Genomic DNA, 19230 nt, shown 5'->3' on the forward strand with positions numbered 1-19230 from the left:
TGGAATGATGCAAAGGGGTTGGTTAAGGAAAAGCAATTGGAGAATTTATTTTGCTCATCGGACACGCATTTTGTTAAAATGAAAGCTGATGAGTAATATGTGTCTGTCAGATTAAGTTTGAGCTACTACATATTCCTCAAGGGGGTACATTGTCAGGAAGCTCCGCACCAGACCGTTGCCAGTCTCGCACTATCCCTAGACTACTGTTAGCCATATAACAGGTTGAACTCTCATTCTTGCTTATACTACTGCAATCCTGATTCAACAATGATAATAACAGCTTTTGCACTTATCACTACACACACTTCATCAATTTCAGCTTAAACTATATGCTGATTGGAATTCTCTCCTCTCCTTCTACGATTACAATAATATCTATTGCATCCTGTTGGAAAGTATCAGAATTTATCAGATGTGTTTAAATTGAATTGTCAAAAGAGAGTTAGTTTTCTATAATAGTTGATTTATCTCAACTAGATTATAGTACCAACTGTACCTTTGGTAGGTTATATACAGTATCCTTTCGGACACTGTATATAATGTCCTACTTAGATACTGTGTAGAGACACTTAGGGCTTTCAACCCTAAATGTCCACCTAAAATATTGATAAAAATCAATATTTTAGGCCTGGTAAGCACGACCTTGTCGCACTTATCGTTTGCTGAATTGTGGACGACGACGAGCTTTGCGTAGACCCACTTTTTTACGTTCAACTTGACGTGCATCACGAGTAACAAAACCTGCTTGACGTAATGCAGAGCGTAAAGTTTCGTCATATTCCATTAATGCACGAGTAATACCGTGACGAATCGCACCAGCTTGACCTGAAATACCACCACCTTTAACTGTGATGTAAAGATCAAGTTTGTCAGTCATTTCAACTAACTCTAATGGTTGCATAACAATCATACGAGCAGTATCACGACCAAAGTATTGCTCTAATGAACGTTTGTTAATAACAATGTTACCACTACCTGGTTTGATAAATACACGAGCAGCAGAACTTTTGCGGCGACCTGTACCGTAATATTGATTATCAGCCATCTTTTATCCCCCTTAAATATCTAACACTTGCGGTTGTTGTGCCGCATGATTGTGCTCATTACCAGCATAAACTTTAAGTTTACGGTACATTGCACGACCAAGAGGACCTTTCGGTAACATGCCTTTTACAGCAATTTCGATGACTTGTTCAGGATGACGTTCAATCATTTCTTTAAAAGTCGCTTCTTTAAGTCCACCGATGTAACCAGTATGACGATAATAGATCTTATCAGTACGTTTTTTGCCTGTTACAGCAACTTTTTCTGCATTGATAACGATAATATAATCACCTGTATCAACATGTGGTGTATATTCTGCTTTGTGTTTACCACGCAAACGGCTTGCGATTTCAGTAGCTAAACGACCTAACGTTTTACCTGCTGCATCAACAACATACCAGTCGCGTTTTACTGTTTCTGGTTTAGCTGAAAAAGTACTCATTCGTAATTATCCAATTTTAAATTAATCTCACGTTAATAAATCTTTTGATTTATTTACACTTTTTGATTGTATCAATTAGTCAACTCACCCCTTCGAGTGGTTATATTAATATCGACAACCGCAAACAACGTTGGGAAAACATTGTCGTAACGTGGGTTGCAATATTATACAGAAATAATACAAAAGCGCTAGAGTAAAAAAGAAAAAATCATAGCAAGAAAGAGTACTTACTGATAAACTAAAAAATAACATTGAATAACAAATTATTTTAATAAATGAGCAATACAATTCAACTTTCAGAAGAAGGTTATATTAGCAAAGGATTACATCGAAAGTGTTATCATTATCCTAATGATCCTAGTAAGTGTATCAAAGTAAATTATAATGTTGGTGCCGAAGAGGAAACAAATCGAGAAATATCCTATTATAAACACCTGATTAAACGCAATGTGTCATTTGATGCGCTAGCAAAATATTACGGCCCAGTTTCCACTAGTTATGGTAAAGGCCATGTTTTTGAACTTATACGAGATTATACTGGTGAAATAGCTATACCGCTTGAAAAATACCTCGCTGATAAAAAATTAACTAAGCAATATTATGATGATTTATTGCTAGCGTTAAAAACGCTAAAATCAGCTTTATTGAAAGACCGCATTATTACAATGACAATAAAAAGCAAAAATATTTTATTTCAACACTTAAGTGCTGAAAAAAGTCGTTTAGTTATTATTGATAATATTGGTAACTCAACCTTAATTCCTATTGCCAATTACATTCCATTTTTTGCTAAAGCTAAAATTGAACGAACTTGGCAACGTTTTTTAATATCAATAATTAAAGAAAATAGCAACAACCATTTGATCACTCGTTTAGTTGACGATCTGAATCAATAATTCGAAATTGTGCAATAGCTCCTTTCGTAATATCAGGTCTATTTTTCAAAGTAAATAGGCCATGATGTAGCTTAGCTATACGGTTAACAATACTTAACCCAAGCCCAATACCATTATGCTTACGATCCATACGAAAAAAAGCTTGTGTCAGCTGCTCACTTTTAGATTCATCAATCCCCTTACCTTCATCTTCCACCGTAATAACGATGTCTTTTTTATCTTGATAACAACTTACTACTATTTTAGTGTTCTCAGGACTGTAGCGATAACTATTTTCGACTAAATTACGAACTAATAGCCTTATTAAGGTTGCATCACCATTAAAAATAAGCGCTTTATCAATCAAATACCATTGAAGCTGTTGCTGTTTTTTTGAAATCAATTCTGTTAGTTCATCAGACAGAGGAATCATAATGTCATCATAAAAATTAATATGTTGATACTGTCCTACAGTAAACTTTTGACTAGCTCGAGCAAGCATTAATAGCTGCTCTACAGTACTGACTAATCGATCTATACGATCAATTAACTCTGTGCAATCAATATTATTTTTATTTTCTAACAATTCTAGATGCAAACGAATACCTGCTAAAGGTGTCCTCATTTCGTGCGCCACATCAGCAGTAAAAAGGCGTTCTTGAATTAATGTATTATTCAACCTAACAAAAAGGTTATTCAATACTGATGTAATCGATTTAATCTCCCCCATATTACTAATTGGCTCAATGGGTTTTAGGTTTTCTTCAGTACGTTGATTAAGATTTTTTTCCAAAATCTCGAGTGGTTTTGTGATTCGTTTGATGGCTTGGTAAGCTAAAAACAGTGTGACTAACATCATTGAGAAAGCAGAAAAAAATAAAACAAAAATGGCTTCTAACTCTTCTTTTTCAACAACTTCATCAATTTTATTTTGGCTCAGTGTTAAATTAACCAATACATCAATTTGCTCTTTACTTTCATGCCATAACCAAAGAACGGTAATAATCTGACAAAACAACATAATAAAACCTAAAGTAAAGAAAAGGTTCCAACGAATGCTGTAACGTATATTATTAAATGATTTTGAAATCATAGTTTAATTGTCTAATCTAAATTAATTAGCTTATCAATATTTATCATTAAGTTGATAACCATAGCCTCGTACTGTATGAATCAAATTTTTCCCTAATTTATTGCGTAACCCGTGTATATATACTTCAAGGACATTGGAACTAGGATCACTTTGCCAATCATAAAGATCGTTTTGCAATAAATCTCGGTGTACCTTTTCACCCGCTTTTAGCATCAATCGAGACAGTACAATAAACTCTTTGGGTGTTAATAGTACTTCTTGATTATTAAGCATTACGTTTTGATGCTTAATATCAATAGTAATGGGGCCATAACTAATAAGATTATCAGCAGATCCTTGATCTCGACGAATTAACGCTCTCACTCTGGCTAATAATTCGGTTAAGGAAAAAGGTTTGATTAAGTAATCATCAGCACCGTTATCTAAGCCTTCAACTCTATCTTCTATCGTATCGCGGGCTGTTAAAATCAGTACAGGGATTGATATGTTATTTTTTCGCCAACGGATCAACAGATCCAGACCATCACAATCTGGTAAGCCTAAATCTAAAATAATTAAACTAAATTGCCCAAATTGAATATAATCCTCCGCTTGTTTACCATTTGAAGCAATTTCACAGACATAACCACTTGATGTTATGCCATCGTATAGTCCTTTTTGTAGCAAACTATCATCTTCAACAATTAATATCTTCATTGATGATTAACCTTAATGTGGATGTTAAAACGACTCAAAATGCGCAACTGTTTATCATATATTTTATTTTGTATATCTACAGTTTAGTTAAATCGGTAATGATTATTATTTCTATATATATTCATTACCATAATTTCTCAAATCACTGTAAGCAAGGCTAGCAATTCCTACAATTAAACTACATTATCATTTAAAATTCATCATGTTACTCAAAATAGTAAAAGTGCCAACCTCAACAAATGATGCACAAAGGCGTGACTGACACCTTAAATCCCTACCGAAAGCTTTTTATAACTTTAATGCTTGTACACTTTGTACTAAATCAGCAAGCTGTGTAACTATTTGAATACCAGTATTAGCTTCATCTCCACCAAGCCTTTTGTTGCGCATAAAGTCGGCTTTAATTTGTTGCCAACGTTTACTTTGCTCTTTGGTTAATACATCACGAATTTCTGCTAATTTTAGTAAATTTTCTTCAGCGCCATTTGTAAGTAATTGTGCTTCACCAAGATAATGATCTTCAATGATTTGATTGAGTTCTTGATCATTCATTACCGAAGATATTTTTTCAGCAAGTTTATTCATGTTTCGATAACTGCCTTGTAATTTAAATGGTGGTTCAGTTCGGTATTTATCTGATTGCGCAGCACTAATAATATATTGTTGATTGACTTTAAATACGACTTCACGAACCGTCAATAAATGACGTAAGACGGCAACAATTTCACTAATTTCAGCTTGGCTATAAGCATAACTGAGCTCATTTGTATTTAATGGTTTACCTTTTGCATAATCAATAAATTTATACAGATCATTTAGATCACGCAATGCAAGTGGTGATAAAATTGAATTGGACGTTAAACAGTTTTCAATATAGCTTGATGCAAAAACTTCATCCATGCCCCCTAGTACTTCACCTAAGTTATAAATATCAGCACGGTTAGCTAACATGTCAGGAATTTTAAAAACTTCACCTGACTCGGTGTAAGGGTTACCAGCCATAATGACACAGAATTTTTTGCCTCGAAGATCATACGTTTTAGTTTTGCCTTTCCAAACCCCTTCAATACGCCTAGAACCATCGCAAAGTGAAATAAATTTTTGTAAAAATTCAGGGTTGGTATGTTGGATATCATCAAGATAAAGCATAACGTTATTACCCATTTCAAGTGCTAAGTTAAGCTTTTCAAGTTCTTGGCGAGCCGTCGCATTTGGTGCTTGATCAGGATCAAAAGATAACACGCTATGGCCTAATGCTGGTCCATTAATTTTCATAAAAATTAATCCCAGACGATTAGCCACATATTCCATCAAAGTGGTTTTACCATAACCAGGAGGTGAAATGAGTAATAATAATCCCATTAAATCAGTACGGCGACTTTCTCCGACGGTACCCATTTGTTTTGCTAAATTGTCACCAATGATTGGTAGATAGACTTGGTTAATGAGTTTATTACGTACAAATGAACTTAATGGTTTTGCTTTAAATTCTTCAAGGTGTAAATAGTTTCGCTGCTCTTCTAAAACTTCTTGACGAAGCGTTTGGTAATGCTGAAATTCAGGAATGATCACACGTGATTGTTTACGCATACGACTAAAGAAGTCATCTAGATTTATATTTAGCACCCCTTGTTTAATGCTTGGATGTTCACCTAATAGATCACTAACCGTAATATCCAAATCAATTTCGCTAACTGTAGTTGTTATGCTATTTTCTTTATCTAATATGCATTGCATAGTAGCTTCAGCAATATAAGCTGCGAATTTTTGGTACTGAGGTAGTGTACATAGTCCTTTAAACCAACTTTCAATTAAGTTCCAACGGTCGGCTAGGCGTGTCATTAGGTTTGTTTGCGATTGATTAAAATCCCCCCACATGTGGGATTGCTCTAGCTGTGTTTTTAATCCCTCAAACAATGTCAGGCTATATTTACTTAATGTAAATTGCTGTGGAGTTTGAGCTAATACATAACTTAAATATTCTGAAGCCTGCTTTATATGATAGTGTTCATGTTGTATTGGGTATTTTTGTAAAAATAAGTTTAGTTGATCTGATATTTCTGTACGTAGATTTTTTAAACCTTCTTCATGACCAAATAGTGAATAAATATCCATACAGGTTTTTGCGCGTTCAGGCCATAACTTAGCAATATCATTTTTGTGGTTATAATGCCAATAAAGCATAGCTAAACTACGTGCTAAAGGATTATAACGGAGTAGCCCTGCTATTTCACCAAGAGGAATGAGTTTTGTTAGAATTTTGGTAGCGTCATGATCATGAATACCTTTTTCATAACCTTCGCGGTATCGTATTGCAGCATAATCGCGAACTGTTTTACTTAAAAGCTCAGGTTGGCTTAATTGAGTTACCAAAAGAGCATAACTCAATTCATGCTCTTTTTTTAATGCTGAATTAATGATTGAATAAGCAAGATATTCTGCACGATAAACTGTAGGCGATTCGGATTCTAATGACATAGTCCAAAATGGCTTATAACTTTCTAGTTTAGGGTGCTCTATTTTTTCTTGATAATCGGTACCCGTTAGTTGTAAATATAGGTGGTTTTCTTTAGGTACAATAGTTAGATCAAGCTCTTGAGTATTAACACTAAACTTATGTCTTGGACCGAGTTTTATAACATTTCCACCTGATTCAAAAATCTCCGATTTATCACGTAAAGAGCGTATTGCTTGATCTCGTGCACTTTTAAAACGGGATTCGATATCATCAGCTTTTACATTATCAAACAGTGCCCTTAATTTTTCGACAATTTCACGAATCTTTTGGGCTAAAGGATCCGCTACAAAGAAAGCATTGAGTTCGGTTTGATCTGAAAACTTTGCCGTTCTTCTTGGGATGCTATCTAAAATTCGTTGTGCTGCGGTAAGCAGTGCTTCACTACGTCTGGTTCGGTCTTCTAATAGTGCCTGTTTGTGCGTTTCAAATGATTCTAGTATCTCTTCGCGTTTTGTTAAGATATCATTTAAAAATTCTTCATTTTCACTAAATTGATTTTCAAGTTCTTCTAATTGAACTAAAAGCCGAGAAAGTTCATCATCACATTTTTCAGGTGTTGTCGCTAGACCTAATGCATTAGCAATACTTTGATTAAATAGTTTGAATTGAGCGCCAAATTGGGCGACCATTTCAACACTAGAAAAATTTTTTCGTTTTTGATTAATTCTTGCTTTTGTTTGGTTTAGCTTAGCGTAAACTTCAGCGATAGACTCAATGATTTTAGTCTGTAATGTAACATCATCAAATTTTAATGATGCCATTAATTGGGATAGCATATCTAAATCATTAGACATATCATTAGCCATTTTTGTTGGCTCACTAAGTTTTACAGCTGATTCTGCTTTAGCAATATCATTTTCAATATCATCAATTTTTGATATAAATGGCTGTAAGGCTTGTTCACTACCTAAAAATTTTGCTGTAGCTAAAGAAACAATAGATTGGCGTTCTTTCAATTCATTTTCCATTATATCAATTTGATTTAAATCGATATAACGGTAAGTTCTTAACGTGACAAGGCTGCCTAATTGCATTTTGATTGCATTAAGCGCATCAACATATTCTTGAGTTTCTTTCCAACTATCAGGATAAAGTTTTGTTAACAGATCTTGTTGGTTTGAAATGGCTTCACGCATAGCACTGTCTGATTGCCGGCGTATGCTTTCAACTTTTTCATACTCATCTAGAACTAATTCACTTGTCTGTGAAATATTACGCAAAATGGGAAGAAAAGGTAAATTTTGTTCATCATTTAGCCAAAAATAAGTATCGAAAAGACGTTTAGTATCTTCAGCTAATTTACTATATAGTTGTGATGATACTGACTGATTATCAATTTCACGAGCAATAAAATAGAGATCTGAAATCCCTCTAACTAGCTCAGCATTACCAATTTTACCTAAAAAACTATTATTTGTTGGTTGTTTTGCTGCAAATTCATCACTATAAAATGGAGTTTGCCAAATTTGCATTGGGTGGACTCGAGTTGGTTCATTGCTTTCACCCTCAAAAACGACCATTCTACCATCTTCAAAAACTGCATAACCATGACCTAAAATAGGATTATCCAGTTTTCGTTCAATCATATTGTAGTTAAATAATGCTAAACGACCAGAAGTTGGATCATAAAATATGTATAAAACATCTTCACCATTGGGCGAACGCCTAATACGTCGAAAACGCATTCCTGACATTGATTGATCAAAGGTTTTATACTCACCATTTTGTAAATAGTAACCACCAGGAAAAATAATGCCATGATCATCTGGTAACTGAATACAAGCTTGACCTATAAAGTCAATTCTTTGAACTGATTGTGTTAATGTATTATAAACTAAATACCGCCACTTATCTTCGCGGTAAGGTAAGACCTTTAATAGAATTAATGATCCTACTTTAGCATACTCTATTTTAGCATCATTAACGGATTGATTTTTATCTATAACATCTTCGTGATAAATACCTAGGCCATCGTTGGTATTATTTTCACATTTTATGGTTAAATCACCGCCAATTGTTTCAACAAAAACAGTATCTAATATATTGATATGTGGGAATCGACCATTAACGATATTTTCACGCGTGGTTTCGATCCATTCAAAATCATAAGCAGGAGGCAAGGCAATATCACGCTCACCACGATTATCAATATAATTAATGGTTTTTTTATCACTTGAAATAGACCAACGAAAAACGCGAATATCACTAACTCGTTCACCAATTTGAAAACTAGCAAGTAACTTTCCATCCCGCTCTACAAGTTGTAATAATTGCGCATTTTTATAATAAGTATATAGCTCATTAAAATCTTGAACAAAACGATCAATATTTAAAAAGGTATTAGAAATATCAACAGGATCCGCTTCATAATTACCGTCACGTTCGTTTAGTTGATAAAGCGAAAAAACGTCTTCAATTTTGGTTTCTTTTTTTAAACCCATAAAAACGTTATATCCAAACAATAACCAATCACCAAAACGGACGATATCTCTTGCTATGCAATTATTTTCAGTTCTTATTCGAATACGGCTAATAATTGACATGTCACTTTTACCAAATTCAGAAAGTCTTTTTTGGTTTAGTGTTTCTACTTTTTGGTTAAGTTCCTGCCCAAGCGATGTTAAACGTTTGCGAAGAATTTCATAAGCGCCACCTTCGGCAACGGCTTTATCAAGTATTGTTTGTTGTTGATTTTCTTGTTCTATTTCTGCCATTTTAAACTCATTGATCATTATACAGAAAGGTCATTGTCTTCAGTAGAAATATTAAATCTACCGAAGACTGTTGATAGTCATAATTCGAATTAAGAATTATTAAGAAATATCAGATTATTGACCATTATTTTCTTGGTTGCTATCTGATGGTAAAAATTGTTTAGCTAGTGCTTTTAAGTCAGTATTTTTCAAAGTTTCTTTTAAATCAATATTTTTGTTACCTGATAAACGTGATAATACTGATTGTAATGCAGATTGCAAAACAGGACTTTGGTTCACAGTTCCTTCAATGGCTTTACCAACACTAATTGCCTTAGAAAAGCTATTAAAGAAGTTATCATTACCACCAACAATTTCGATATTTGCTTTACTAAATGCTGCAGCAAGCACATCGGCTTGTTCTCTGGCGATTTCTTTATTAGCAGCAATTGCAGCCATGGCTTGTTCAAAGCCTTTTTCAAGTGCCAAACGAAACTCTTCATGATGTTGAGATTGTTCGCTCATTGTTGCCATCGCTTGGAATTTTTCGACTAAACCATTTGCTTCTGCTGTTAAGCGTTCACGAATGACTAGTGCTTCTGCAAGTCCTTGCTCTTTTGTTGCAGCTGCTTTAGCAAAACCGATTCTTTCATCACCACGAGCTTGAGCAGATAGCTTTTCTTCAAGTACTTTAGCTTCAGTTAAGCCTTGTTTTTCGGTCGCTATTGCTTTCGCTTCAATGACCTTGGCTTCTGATAAGCCTTTTTCTTGATTACCTTTTGCTTCAGCAAGTAGGGTTTCTGCTGTAATATTAGCTTTTACTAACCCTTCTTTTTCTTCTGCTTCAGCTCGTGCTTTACGAACTTTAGCTTCAGCTAAACCAATTGCCGCTTCTTCTGCTTCAATACCTTGAGCTAATTGTTTTTTTGCTTCAGCTTGTTTAGCTGCAGCTTCAAGTTCTGCTTGTGCCATTGTGCTAATTTCAATTGCACGATGTTTAGATGATTGCTCATCTGCTTCTGCTTGCTTTACTTGCTTAACTAGTTCTTGTTCAGCTCTTGCTTCTGCCTCAATAATGGTTGTTTGTTTTTCACGATCAGCTTTAGATACTTCACGCACTTCCTTGATATTTTCTTCTTCAATTGCAACTGTTTTCTCAACCGCCACACGCTCACGAATAACATTAGCGATCTGTTTCTTTTCTTCTTCTAGAACTTTATCTTTTTCAATACGTTGTAATTCAACTTCACGTTCACGAGCAACAATTTCTAGTGAACGTGCTCTTTCGACTCGTTCTTCCTCAATAGCAATAGCTCGCAAACGATTTTGTTGTGCAACTTCAACTTCACGTAAACGGTTTTCTTCACGCACTTCAATTTCTTGTTGAGACTGAATCCTTGCTTGCTCAGCCTTTAAACGTTCTTCTTCTTGTACCTTTAATGTTTCTGCTTTTTCTCGAGCACGAATTGTTTCGATCTCACGATTTTGGCGAGCTTCAGCATCGGCTTGTTGACGCTCAAGTTCTAATTTTGCTTCAATAGTTTCGGTATCTTTTTTCTTTAATGCTAATTCAAGATCTCTTTCACGTTTGTTCGTTTCATCTTTATGAACGGCAGTAATAGAAGTAATTTTGTTTATCCCTTCAGCATCAAAAATATTATCTGGATCAAGTGATTTTATTGGAGTTTGTTCTAAATAATCAATAGCAACATCTTCTAACGCATAACCATTAAGATCCTTTCCGATAACATCAATAATACGTTCACGAAAATTCATACGATCTTCAAATAGCTTGGCTAATTCAAATTGCTTACCTACAGTTTTTAACGCTTCTGAGAATTTTGCGCTAAATAGCGAACTTACAGCTTTTTGATCTGATGCTCTATCTACACCAATTGATTTTGCAACTTTTAAAACATCTTCAGTAGTTTCATTAACACGAAGATAAAAAGCGACACAAATATCTGCTCGCAAATTATCTTTACAAATTAAACCATCTTTTCCTCGGCGTTCTACATCAAAAGTAATTAATGAAATTTTCATAAATTCTTTTTTATAAATTACAGGATAAACTAAAGCACCTGTAAAATGAACTTTAGGTTTTGAGGTCATATCATTAACGATAAGCGCTGTACCTTGAGGAACCTTAATATAAAAAGCTTTAAATAATAAGAAAAATCCCATTATAACTAAAAAGATAATTCCTACTGTTATAAGAAAAAATATTACTGTATCAGTATTTATAGACATAATTTACTATTCTCCAAAAAATTAATTCTAATTATCCGTTAAACTCTTCAATGCTAATGATTTCGTAACAATTATTGGTTGTATCATATCGCAGTAATACTGCTTTATCTCCACGTTTAAATTGATACGTTTTATTCCCTCTAACTTGTAAAATTAGTCCTGCTCCACCATCTTCATAAATTGCTTCTCCTTTTATTTCATTTACGATACTAGATCGTATTTCAACAATTTGTCCCAATAGCGACTTGTAATCATTAGTTATACTTAGTTTTTTAAATATAGGACGTATAGGTTTTATGACAAATGCAGTAAGGTAAACAGCGGCAATTAGCGCAATAACAAAAACGAATGCCCCAACAAAAAAATAAAATAAAATAAAATCATGTAAAGGTAAAATAAAGAGCCGAAAACAAAAATAAGTAATTGCCCATCCGAAAAAAGAAATTGAGGTGATAACTAATGTCATTGGCACTTCATTAAAACCAAACTTTAATAATAAACCACCAAATCCTGAAGAAGGCATATCAGCAGCTATATCATCTAAGTTAATTGCTATATCTAAGCAATCAATACTTAAAATACCAATTGCAGCAACTAACCAATACAGAACACAAAGTGTTAGTAAGGCGCTAAAGATAACAACGGGAAAAGAAAAAAATATCCCCCAGAAAAACTCCATTATATTTCCTTTACACTCATATTTTTTAAGCAGTTATTATAACTGGCTAGCTATTATTATATTTTTATTCGGTTATTTTAACTTAAAAAAATAAAACCTAAAAATTTAATTCGTTTGTTTTTCCTTTAATCTGGCTAAAATTGCTGCGGCATTTTGATTGCTCGATTTTATTCCTGCCTCCTCAAGTTTACGATCAAGTGAATCTTGATTTTCAGATACCGATAATTCTTTTTTTGCTTCGAGCGTTGCAGCCGTTTGTTCTTGACGTTTTTTGATTCGCTCTAAAGAATCTAAGGCTGTTTGTAATTTGGTTGTTGAATTACCATAACGTTGAGCAATTGCTGATTGTGCTTTTTGAACACTTTCTGTAGCTTTTACAATATCTACTTGTTGTTTTAGATTACAAATATTAATTTCTGTTTGTGATATTGTTTGGCGTAAATTTTTTACATTTTCAGCAAAATATATTGCTTGTTCTTTTTGATCTTTACATTTAGTTTCAAGAACAGAAAGCTTTTCAGCAACTTCTAAAGCTAAATTTTCATTATTATTTTCTAATGCTTTGATTGCATAATTTTCATACTCAGTAATTTCTGCTTGAGTTTTTTCAACTTCTTTATCTGCTAATTTTTGTTGAGCAAGTATGTTTGCCAATGATTCTTTAGCTTCTTTTAATTCAGCATCTGCATCACGAATTTCTTGATCCAATATGCGTAAAGCTTGCGTATCGATAATTGCTTCACCCGTTTCATTAACACCACCACGAAGTGCTGTAACAAGTTTCTTGAAGATAACCATTGTAAATCTCCTTGTTATCAATTTTGATTCAATTTGTTAAAGTTAATATGCTGTTCATAAGCTTCGGTAGCTTTAATAACATTATCCGATAAAGTTTCTAATTCATAAATAATGTTACTTAATAACGAAGAGGCACTCAATGCTCCGTACATAATATAATTTAATGAACCATCACCTGTTGTTTCTATCGCAATTGTTGATAATGGAAATAGTTTTCGAGTACACAATACTTCTTCATTAAATTGACTCGGTTGGGTAACGATATCAACAGGCCAAAGTAGCGCCTCAACAACTATTTGCAGATTTGAAACACTTAAAAATAAAGGAAGATCACCATATTTATGCATAGTGATATGCAAACAAGCATCAACCCCGTCGATAATTTCAACACTGGCAAAGCCTTGATTAAATAATTCTGAATCATGCAAAGCCTGATAAAGATCGGTAATTGACCAAACTTCATTTTTTTTCATTTCATTGTTTTCCTGTTTCTTATTAACACTTGTGCTATTTATTATTGGTAGACGAAATTGTTTTTCAATTTCAAGTAATCTAGTTGTATTTTCAGGTAAAATCCAAATTTCTTTTTTTATAAATCCTAGTTCACGTAAGCGTTGTCTATATTGTTGTTGATAAAATGCTGAGCTTTTAGGCTCTTTTGTCCTTTTCATAGATACTTGGTATTTAATGTAATCATTAATATGGTCTATATTAACATAAAATTATTACATGTAAATATCACATGTAATAATTTCATGTCTAGTTAAATATAGAAATAACTTACATTATTCACAATCATTTAAGCAACTATGATAATACATATACATAAAAAGCTTGCTTTTTACCGGGAAAGATAATTCTCTTAATCATGAAATGTAAATAACTTAGCATTTTCCTATATATTATTTAGAACAAAATAATCATAATTTTGGTAAAATCGAAACCGCAAAATCAAGCGAGGCGCAGATGATAAAATAAAAGACTATAACAAATAAAAAGATTTCTGTTGGATAAATCATACTACGATTATTAATTTGGGTTGCAATAAAAGTAAATTCCGCCACTCCAACAATATAGGCTAACGAAGTATCTTTAATCAGTGATACCCATTGATTTACAAAAGACGACAACATCATTTTAAGGGCTTGTGGTAATATGATAAATATAATAACTTGCTTTTTAGTTAAGCCTAATGAAAACGCCGCTTGCCATTGTTCTTTAGCCACAGCAATCATACCTGCATGAACTGAATGTCCAATGTATGCAGCGCCTATCAAGGATAAAGCAAATATTACCGTTGCAATTGCTGGCACATCTAAACTAAGTAACACAGGTAGAAGAAAGTAAGTCCAGAAAATAAGCATAATGACAGGAATAGCTCTTAAAAAACCAAGTATACCAACTAAAAAATAACGCATAACTCCTTTTAAGACAGTCAACCCGACTCCAGCAAGAATACCCAAAAAAGTTGAAAATATAATTGCGGCAAAACTCATTAACAGCGTTAAAAAAATTCCTCCGGGAAAATTTCCCCACATCATATAACTGAAATTGTGGTAAATAACCTCTAAACCTTTAAGCTCCATAAATGATTACACCTTACCTATTTGCAATCGTTTTGCTTGATAAATATTACCCAAAGTTCCAACAATCACTATCGCCAAAATATATAATAAAGTTGCAATAGCAAAATCTTGAAAGGTTTTTAATGATTCGGTTTCAACTTGACGCGATACATAAGAAAGCTCTAACACACCAATAGCCATTGTTAACGACGAATTTTTGATAATATTCATGTACTGACCAATCAAAGGCGGAAATGCAATACGAAAACTTTGTGGCAAAATAATAAATCGCATACTTTGCCACCAATTTAAACCTAATGCCAATGAAGCCTGTTCTTGTCCCCGCCTTACACCAGCTATACCTGCTCTAAATTCTTCGGCAATAAAAGCACTGGAATAACAAGTTAAACCAACTAAACCGATTATAAATTCAAATGACGGCATTTTCAGTGAAAAAAACAGCAACTGGATTTGCGGTTCGTCAAATAACCATAATTTAAATTCTATTGGTAATAAATTACCCACACCAAAATACCAAAAAAAGAGTTGAGGCAATAACGGAGAATAACGAAAAATTGCGTTATACCCCATTACTATAATTTGAATAATTTTAATTCGACTTTGTTGAGCAATAACCAGCAAAAAACCTAGTGATGTTGAAAATATGATGGTTAGCAATGAAATAGCTAACGTAACTAAAAAACCATCCCACAACCACCACAAATAACGAAGCTCAAGTAATTGCTCATACATAACTACTGACCTTTACCAATTTTAAAATCACCACGAGGCATCGCTGATGGAGTTTCAGGTCCAAACCAATGATTATAAATCGTTAATGCTTCACCATCTTTTTCTAGTGTTAACAAAATTTGATTCACTTTATCTTTTAAACGAGTTTCGCCTTTTGGTATACCAACAGCTTGATATTCTTGAGTAATACTAAATGGTGAAATTTCAAATACAGCTCGCTGTTCTTCTGGTAAATTCGCTAATAGACCGATTAATTTTGCATCATCTTGAGTAATTGCCTGCACAACACCATTACGTAATGCTGCAAACGCAAATGGTGTATCATCATAAGAAATTACTTTAGCTGTTGGATATTTTTCTCGCAATGTAATTTCCATGACTGTACCTTTATCGGCACCAATACGAATATTTTTCAAATCATCAGCTGATTTCAATACTCCTTTTTTTGCTACAAATTTCTGGCCAGTCGCAAAATAAGGAAGGCTAAAATCAACGGTTTTTGCTCTTTCATCAGTAACGGTAAAATTAGCTACAATTAAATCAGCTTTTTGGGATGTTAATAATGGAATTCGATTGGCTGGATTGGTTGGGACAAGATCAACTTTAACATTGAGTGCTTTACCGATTTCATTTGCATAATCAACGTCAAGACCAACAATTTTATTAGTCTTTTCGTCAATATAACCAAATGGCGGATTACTATCAAATACCGCTATTTTGATTTCCCCACGTTTTTCGATGTCATCAAGGCGGTCTGCGTAAGCTGAATTTACACCTAACATACTACTTATTAATGCGACCACTGTTAGTGATTTAGTCAACAATTTCATCCTGATTCTCCCTAATAAAGGTTATGTTATGTACCGTTAAAGTCTAGCAACAAAGAATCAAATAAATAAATAACAAATACTCACATGGTTATAACTTAAAGTTATATGTGACAATTTTCGATTAATAACACTAGGAAAACTAATACAAGCTAAAACAGCTTATATCACTATTTTGATTTATTTAACAATATTAATTTACCCTACTATCTCGCTATCAACAAAAAAATAAGCAATTTCTTTTTCAGCCGAGGTTAGAGAATCTGAGCCATGTACGGCATTTTCGGTCATACTGTCAGCAAAATCAGCTCGCAAAGTGCCAGCGGCTGCTTTAGATAAATCAGTTGGTCCCATCAATTCTCGATAACGTTTAATGGCATTATCGCCTTCCAGAATCTGAACAACTATCGGCCCAGATATCATAAATTTAACCAACTTATCAAAAAATGATTTACCTTGGTGCTCAGCATAAAATCCTTCTGCCTGTTCTTTGGTTAATCTAAGCATTTTTAAGGCAATAATGTTAAGTTTTGCTTGGCTAATACGGGTTTCAATTTCACCAATCAATTGTTTTTTAACGGCATTAGGTTTGATGATAGATAAGGTTCTTTCAATAGCCATAGGTTTGCTCCTTGTTGGTTTAGTCAAGTGTAAATGTCATTCGTAAAATTTGTCCACTTTGATCTAATAAAAATAGATGATGTAAACCTTTATGAGTAACTGTCAAAGCTACCTTTTGATCGCCATACGTTTTCTCAATAAGTTTACCATCCAAAAACCACCATTTTTCACCAACGCCACCTTGTGGAGTTAGATCGATAGTGACATCTTGCTGCCCTGGTAATCGTTTTACCAATTGCTTATCTTGCAATCCAATAATATTGAGTGGCAAAAAGATATCTTTACCAAACACTGGGCAATGATTATCAACTTCAGGAATTAGTGATTGCCGACGTTCTTTGGGTAGTAGCCAATTTTCTAAAGCTATTGGCCAAAGTGCAACCTGTTTTTTATGTGCATTGCTACAGTCTGCTGACACACGTTTGCCAGCATCATTTACCCAAATAGTTACCCACCCTGAACGATAAATATTATTATTAAGTGCCGTTAGCGTATCAAGTGTTGGTGGTATCATATTATTTAATATCCATGCATTTTTTTGACGATGGCAGTTTTCATCAGTTGCAGGTAACTTTTGTCCTGATGGCCAACAAATTTTTTCTAAGGTTACTGTTGTCGGTTTAGTTACTAAGGGAAGTGGACGATTTATTCGCCGCTCTTTATTTAATAATAACGTGTTAACTTGTTGTAGTATCGGCACCGCTGTAAGACTGCCATATTGACCAACAACGGGCGTTCCATCAGGACGACCGACCCAAATGCCAATCAAATAGCGAGGATTTACCCCAATTGCCCATGCATCACGATATCCATAGCTAGTGCCTGTTTTATAGGCAAGCTGATGATTATTAACTAGCATCTGTCTTGTGATCCATGCACTTCCATCGCTAATAAATGGCTTGCTTAGTAAGGGAGCTGCTTGCGTAAATCGCAAAGGGCTTACTTGCCCATGGCGAGCAAAGGCACTATATGCGCTAACTAAATTATCCATTCTTAACGACGCACCGCCCAATATATACGATATATTAGGATCATTACCTTTTGATTGAAGCGGTAAGCCAATACTAAACAGCTTGCCGGCAAATCGTTTTGGTCCATAAAGCTCAATTAACTCAACAGCAGGTAAGTTTAATGAATTCTTTAATGCATCTGAGGCGCTTATCGGTCCATAAAAATCTTCATCAAAATTTGTAGGTCGATAATCAGAACTGATTCTAGGTGTATCTTGCAATAACGATTCAGAATGAATCATGCCGTCATCAATCGCTAAAGCATACATAAAAGGCTTTAATGTCGATCCAGGAGATCGAAGCGAACTTATCATATCGACCTGACCGAATCGATCTTTATCGTTAAAATCAACCGATCCAACATAACCTTTTACTGACATATCCGTATGATCGACAACTAATATAGCTAGTGAGTTTTTGGCAGGTAACTGATTTTTACGATTAGCAGCAATATCTTCAAGGCTATACTGAAGAGAGAGATCAATATTTGATCGAATAATATCAACATCAGGATATTGTTGACTTAATCTTCGAGCTAATAAAGGAGCTAATTGTGGTTTTTTACGTGGATAAACCCATACTTCTTCTTTTCGAACTTGCTCTATAATATCAGGTGACCATACCTGATATTGGGCCAATCTTGCTAGAACTTTGTCGCGTGCTTGTTTGGCTCGTTCGGGGTACCTATCAGGACGCAAACGACTGGGTGCTTGTGGCAATACGGCCAATAAAACCGCCTCACTACGTGTTAACGCTTTAGGCTTTTTACCAAAATATGACCAACTAGCAGCTCCTAAGCCTTCGATTGTCCCGCCAAATGGGGCTCGATTAATATATAAAGTTAAAATTTCATCTTTTGTAAAATGTAATTCAAGTTGTAGTGTTCGAAATATTTGTTGTAACTTTCCTGCCATGGAGCGATCGTGTGGATAAAGCAATCTTGCAACCTGCATCGAAATAGTACTACCACCTGAAATAATTCTTTTATTGGTGATATTTTGCCAAGCTGCTCTCAATAAAGAGACAGGATTAATACCAAAATGATCATAAAAATGGCGGTCTTCATAATTTAATAACACATCAAGGTAATCATTGGGGACTTCATCTAATTTGATAGGATACCGCCAAATACCATTTTCATCAGCAAATCGCCACAGAGGTGTACCATCTTGCGCAAGAATTGTTTGTGTCGTTTTATTTTTTGTTATTGATAAAGGATAAAAGTAATCGGCAACAAAAAAGCTACCTAATAACAAAAGGATAGAAAAAAATAAGAAAGCCAGAATTTTAAGTAGGCGCTTTTTCATTTTGTCAAAAAGTTTCAGGTAACACTATGTTTCAGTATAAATTAATTAATCGCTAACAA

Annotated in this window: 15 protein-coding genes; 1 reads left to right on the plus strand and 14 read right to left on the minus strand. The window is 34.1% G+C overall.

Annotation, left to right across the window (positions count from 1 at the left end):
* Window positions 1-652: 652 nt before the first annotated feature.
* Complete coding sequence (gene rpsI / locus GA0061080_RS00560; RefSeq protein WP_091119255.1) at window positions 653-1045, minus strand: 30S ribosomal protein S9; 393 nt, start codon at window positions 1043-1045, stop codon at window positions 653-655.
* A 12-nt stretch (window positions 1046-1057) separates the two neighbouring features.
* Window positions 1058-1486 (minus strand): 50S ribosomal protein L13, encoded by a 429-nt coding sequence (gene rplM / locus GA0061080_RS00565; protein ID WP_065566227.1) that lies wholly within the window; start codon window positions 1484-1486, stop codon window positions 1058-1060.
* 275 nt (window positions 1487-1761) lie between these two features.
* Here rplM and GA0061080_RS00570 point away from each other — a divergent pair, with 275 nt between their 5' ends.
* Window positions 1762-2382 (plus strand): YrbL family protein, encoded by a 621-nt coding sequence (locus GA0061080_RS00570; RefSeq protein ID WP_091119259.1) that lies wholly within the window; start codon window positions 1762-1764, stop codon window positions 2380-2382.
* Here GA0061080_RS00570 and pmrB read toward each other — a convergent pair.
* The 12 genes from pmrB to pbpC all read right to left on the minus strand — a co-directional run bounded on the left by pmrB (window position 2351) and on the right by pbpC (window position 19171).
* On the minus strand, window positions 2351-3382 hold the full coding sequence (pmrB, locus tag GA0061080_RS00575; protein ID WP_245174421.1) for a two-component system sensor histidine kinase PmrB: 1032 nt from the start codon (window positions 3380-3382) through the stop codon (window positions 2351-2353). The two genes, GA0061080_RS00570 and pmrB, sit on opposite strands and share 32 nt — an antisense overlap.
* Before the next feature lie 105 nt (window positions 3383-3487).
* Window positions 3488-4150, minus strand: a complete 663-nt coding sequence (gene pmrA / locus GA0061080_RS00580; protein WP_091119266.1) for a two-component system response regulator PmrA — start codon at window positions 4148-4150, stop codon at window positions 3488-3490.
* A gap of 288 nt (window positions 4151-4438) precedes the next feature.
* Window positions 4439-9382: a DNA repair ATPase gene (locus GA0061080_RS00585; protein WP_091119270.1), complete on the minus strand. Its 4944-nt coding sequence runs from the start codon at window positions 9380-9382 to the stop codon at window positions 4439-4441.
* Window positions 9383-9496: 114 nt separating this feature from the next.
* The gene (locus GA0061080_RS00590) at window positions 9497-11545 is read right to left on the minus strand and encodes a hypothetical protein (protein ID WP_439330209.1); all 2049 of its coding nucleotides are present in this window, start codon (window positions 11543-11545) and stop codon (window positions 9497-9499) included.
* 97 nt (window positions 11546-11642) lie between these two features.
* Entirely contained in the window at window positions 11643-12290 is a 648-nt protein-coding gene (locus GA0061080_RS00595) for a hypothetical protein (RefSeq protein ID WP_091119278.1), read from the minus strand.
* 105 nt (window positions 12291-12395) lie between these two features.
* Window positions 12396-13088, minus strand: a complete 693-nt coding sequence (locus tag GA0061080_RS00600) for a PspA/IM30 family protein (RefSeq protein WP_091119283.1) — start codon at window positions 13086-13088, stop codon at window positions 12396-12398.
* A 17-nt stretch (window positions 13089-13105) separates the two neighbouring features.
* Window positions 13106-13759, minus strand: a complete 654-nt coding sequence (locus tag GA0061080_RS00605) for a YjfI family protein (RefSeq protein ID WP_091119287.1) — start codon at window positions 13757-13759, stop codon at window positions 13106-13108.
* A gap of 249 nt (window positions 13760-14008) precedes the next feature.
* Window positions 14009-14674 (minus strand): amino acid ABC transporter permease, encoded by a 666-nt coding sequence (locus tag GA0061080_RS00610; protein ID WP_091119291.1) that lies wholly within the window; start codon window positions 14672-14674, stop codon window positions 14009-14011.
* Window positions 14675-14680: 6 nt separating this feature from the next.
* Window positions 14681-15406 carry an amino acid ABC transporter permease gene (locus GA0061080_RS00615; RefSeq protein WP_091119295.1) on the minus strand — a complete coding sequence of 242 codons (726 nt, stop codon included), beginning with the start codon at window positions 15404-15406 and terminating at the stop codon, window positions 14681-14683.
* 2 nt (window positions 15407-15408) lie between these two features.
* Window positions 15409-16242: an ABC transporter substrate-binding protein gene (locus tag GA0061080_RS00620; protein WP_439330210.1), complete on the minus strand. Its 834-nt coding sequence runs from the start codon at window positions 16240-16242 to the stop codon at window positions 15409-15411.
* A gap of 189 nt (window positions 16243-16431) precedes the next feature.
* Entirely contained in the window at window positions 16432-16854 is a 423-nt protein-coding gene (ndk, locus tag GA0061080_RS00625) for a nucleoside-diphosphate kinase (RefSeq protein WP_034911074.1), read from the minus strand.
* A gap of 19 nt (window positions 16855-16873) precedes the next feature.
* On the minus strand, window positions 16874-19171 hold the full coding sequence (pbpC, locus tag GA0061080_RS00630; protein WP_091119301.1) for a penicillin-binding protein 1C: 2298 nt from the start codon (window positions 19169-19171) through the stop codon (window positions 16874-16876).
* Window positions 19172-19230: the final 59 nt, after the last annotated feature.

The sequence above is a fragment of the Gilliamella intestini genome (assembly GCF_900094935.1).
GTDB lineage: Bacteria > Pseudomonadota > Gammaproteobacteria > Enterobacterales > Orbaceae > Gilliamella > Gilliamella intestini.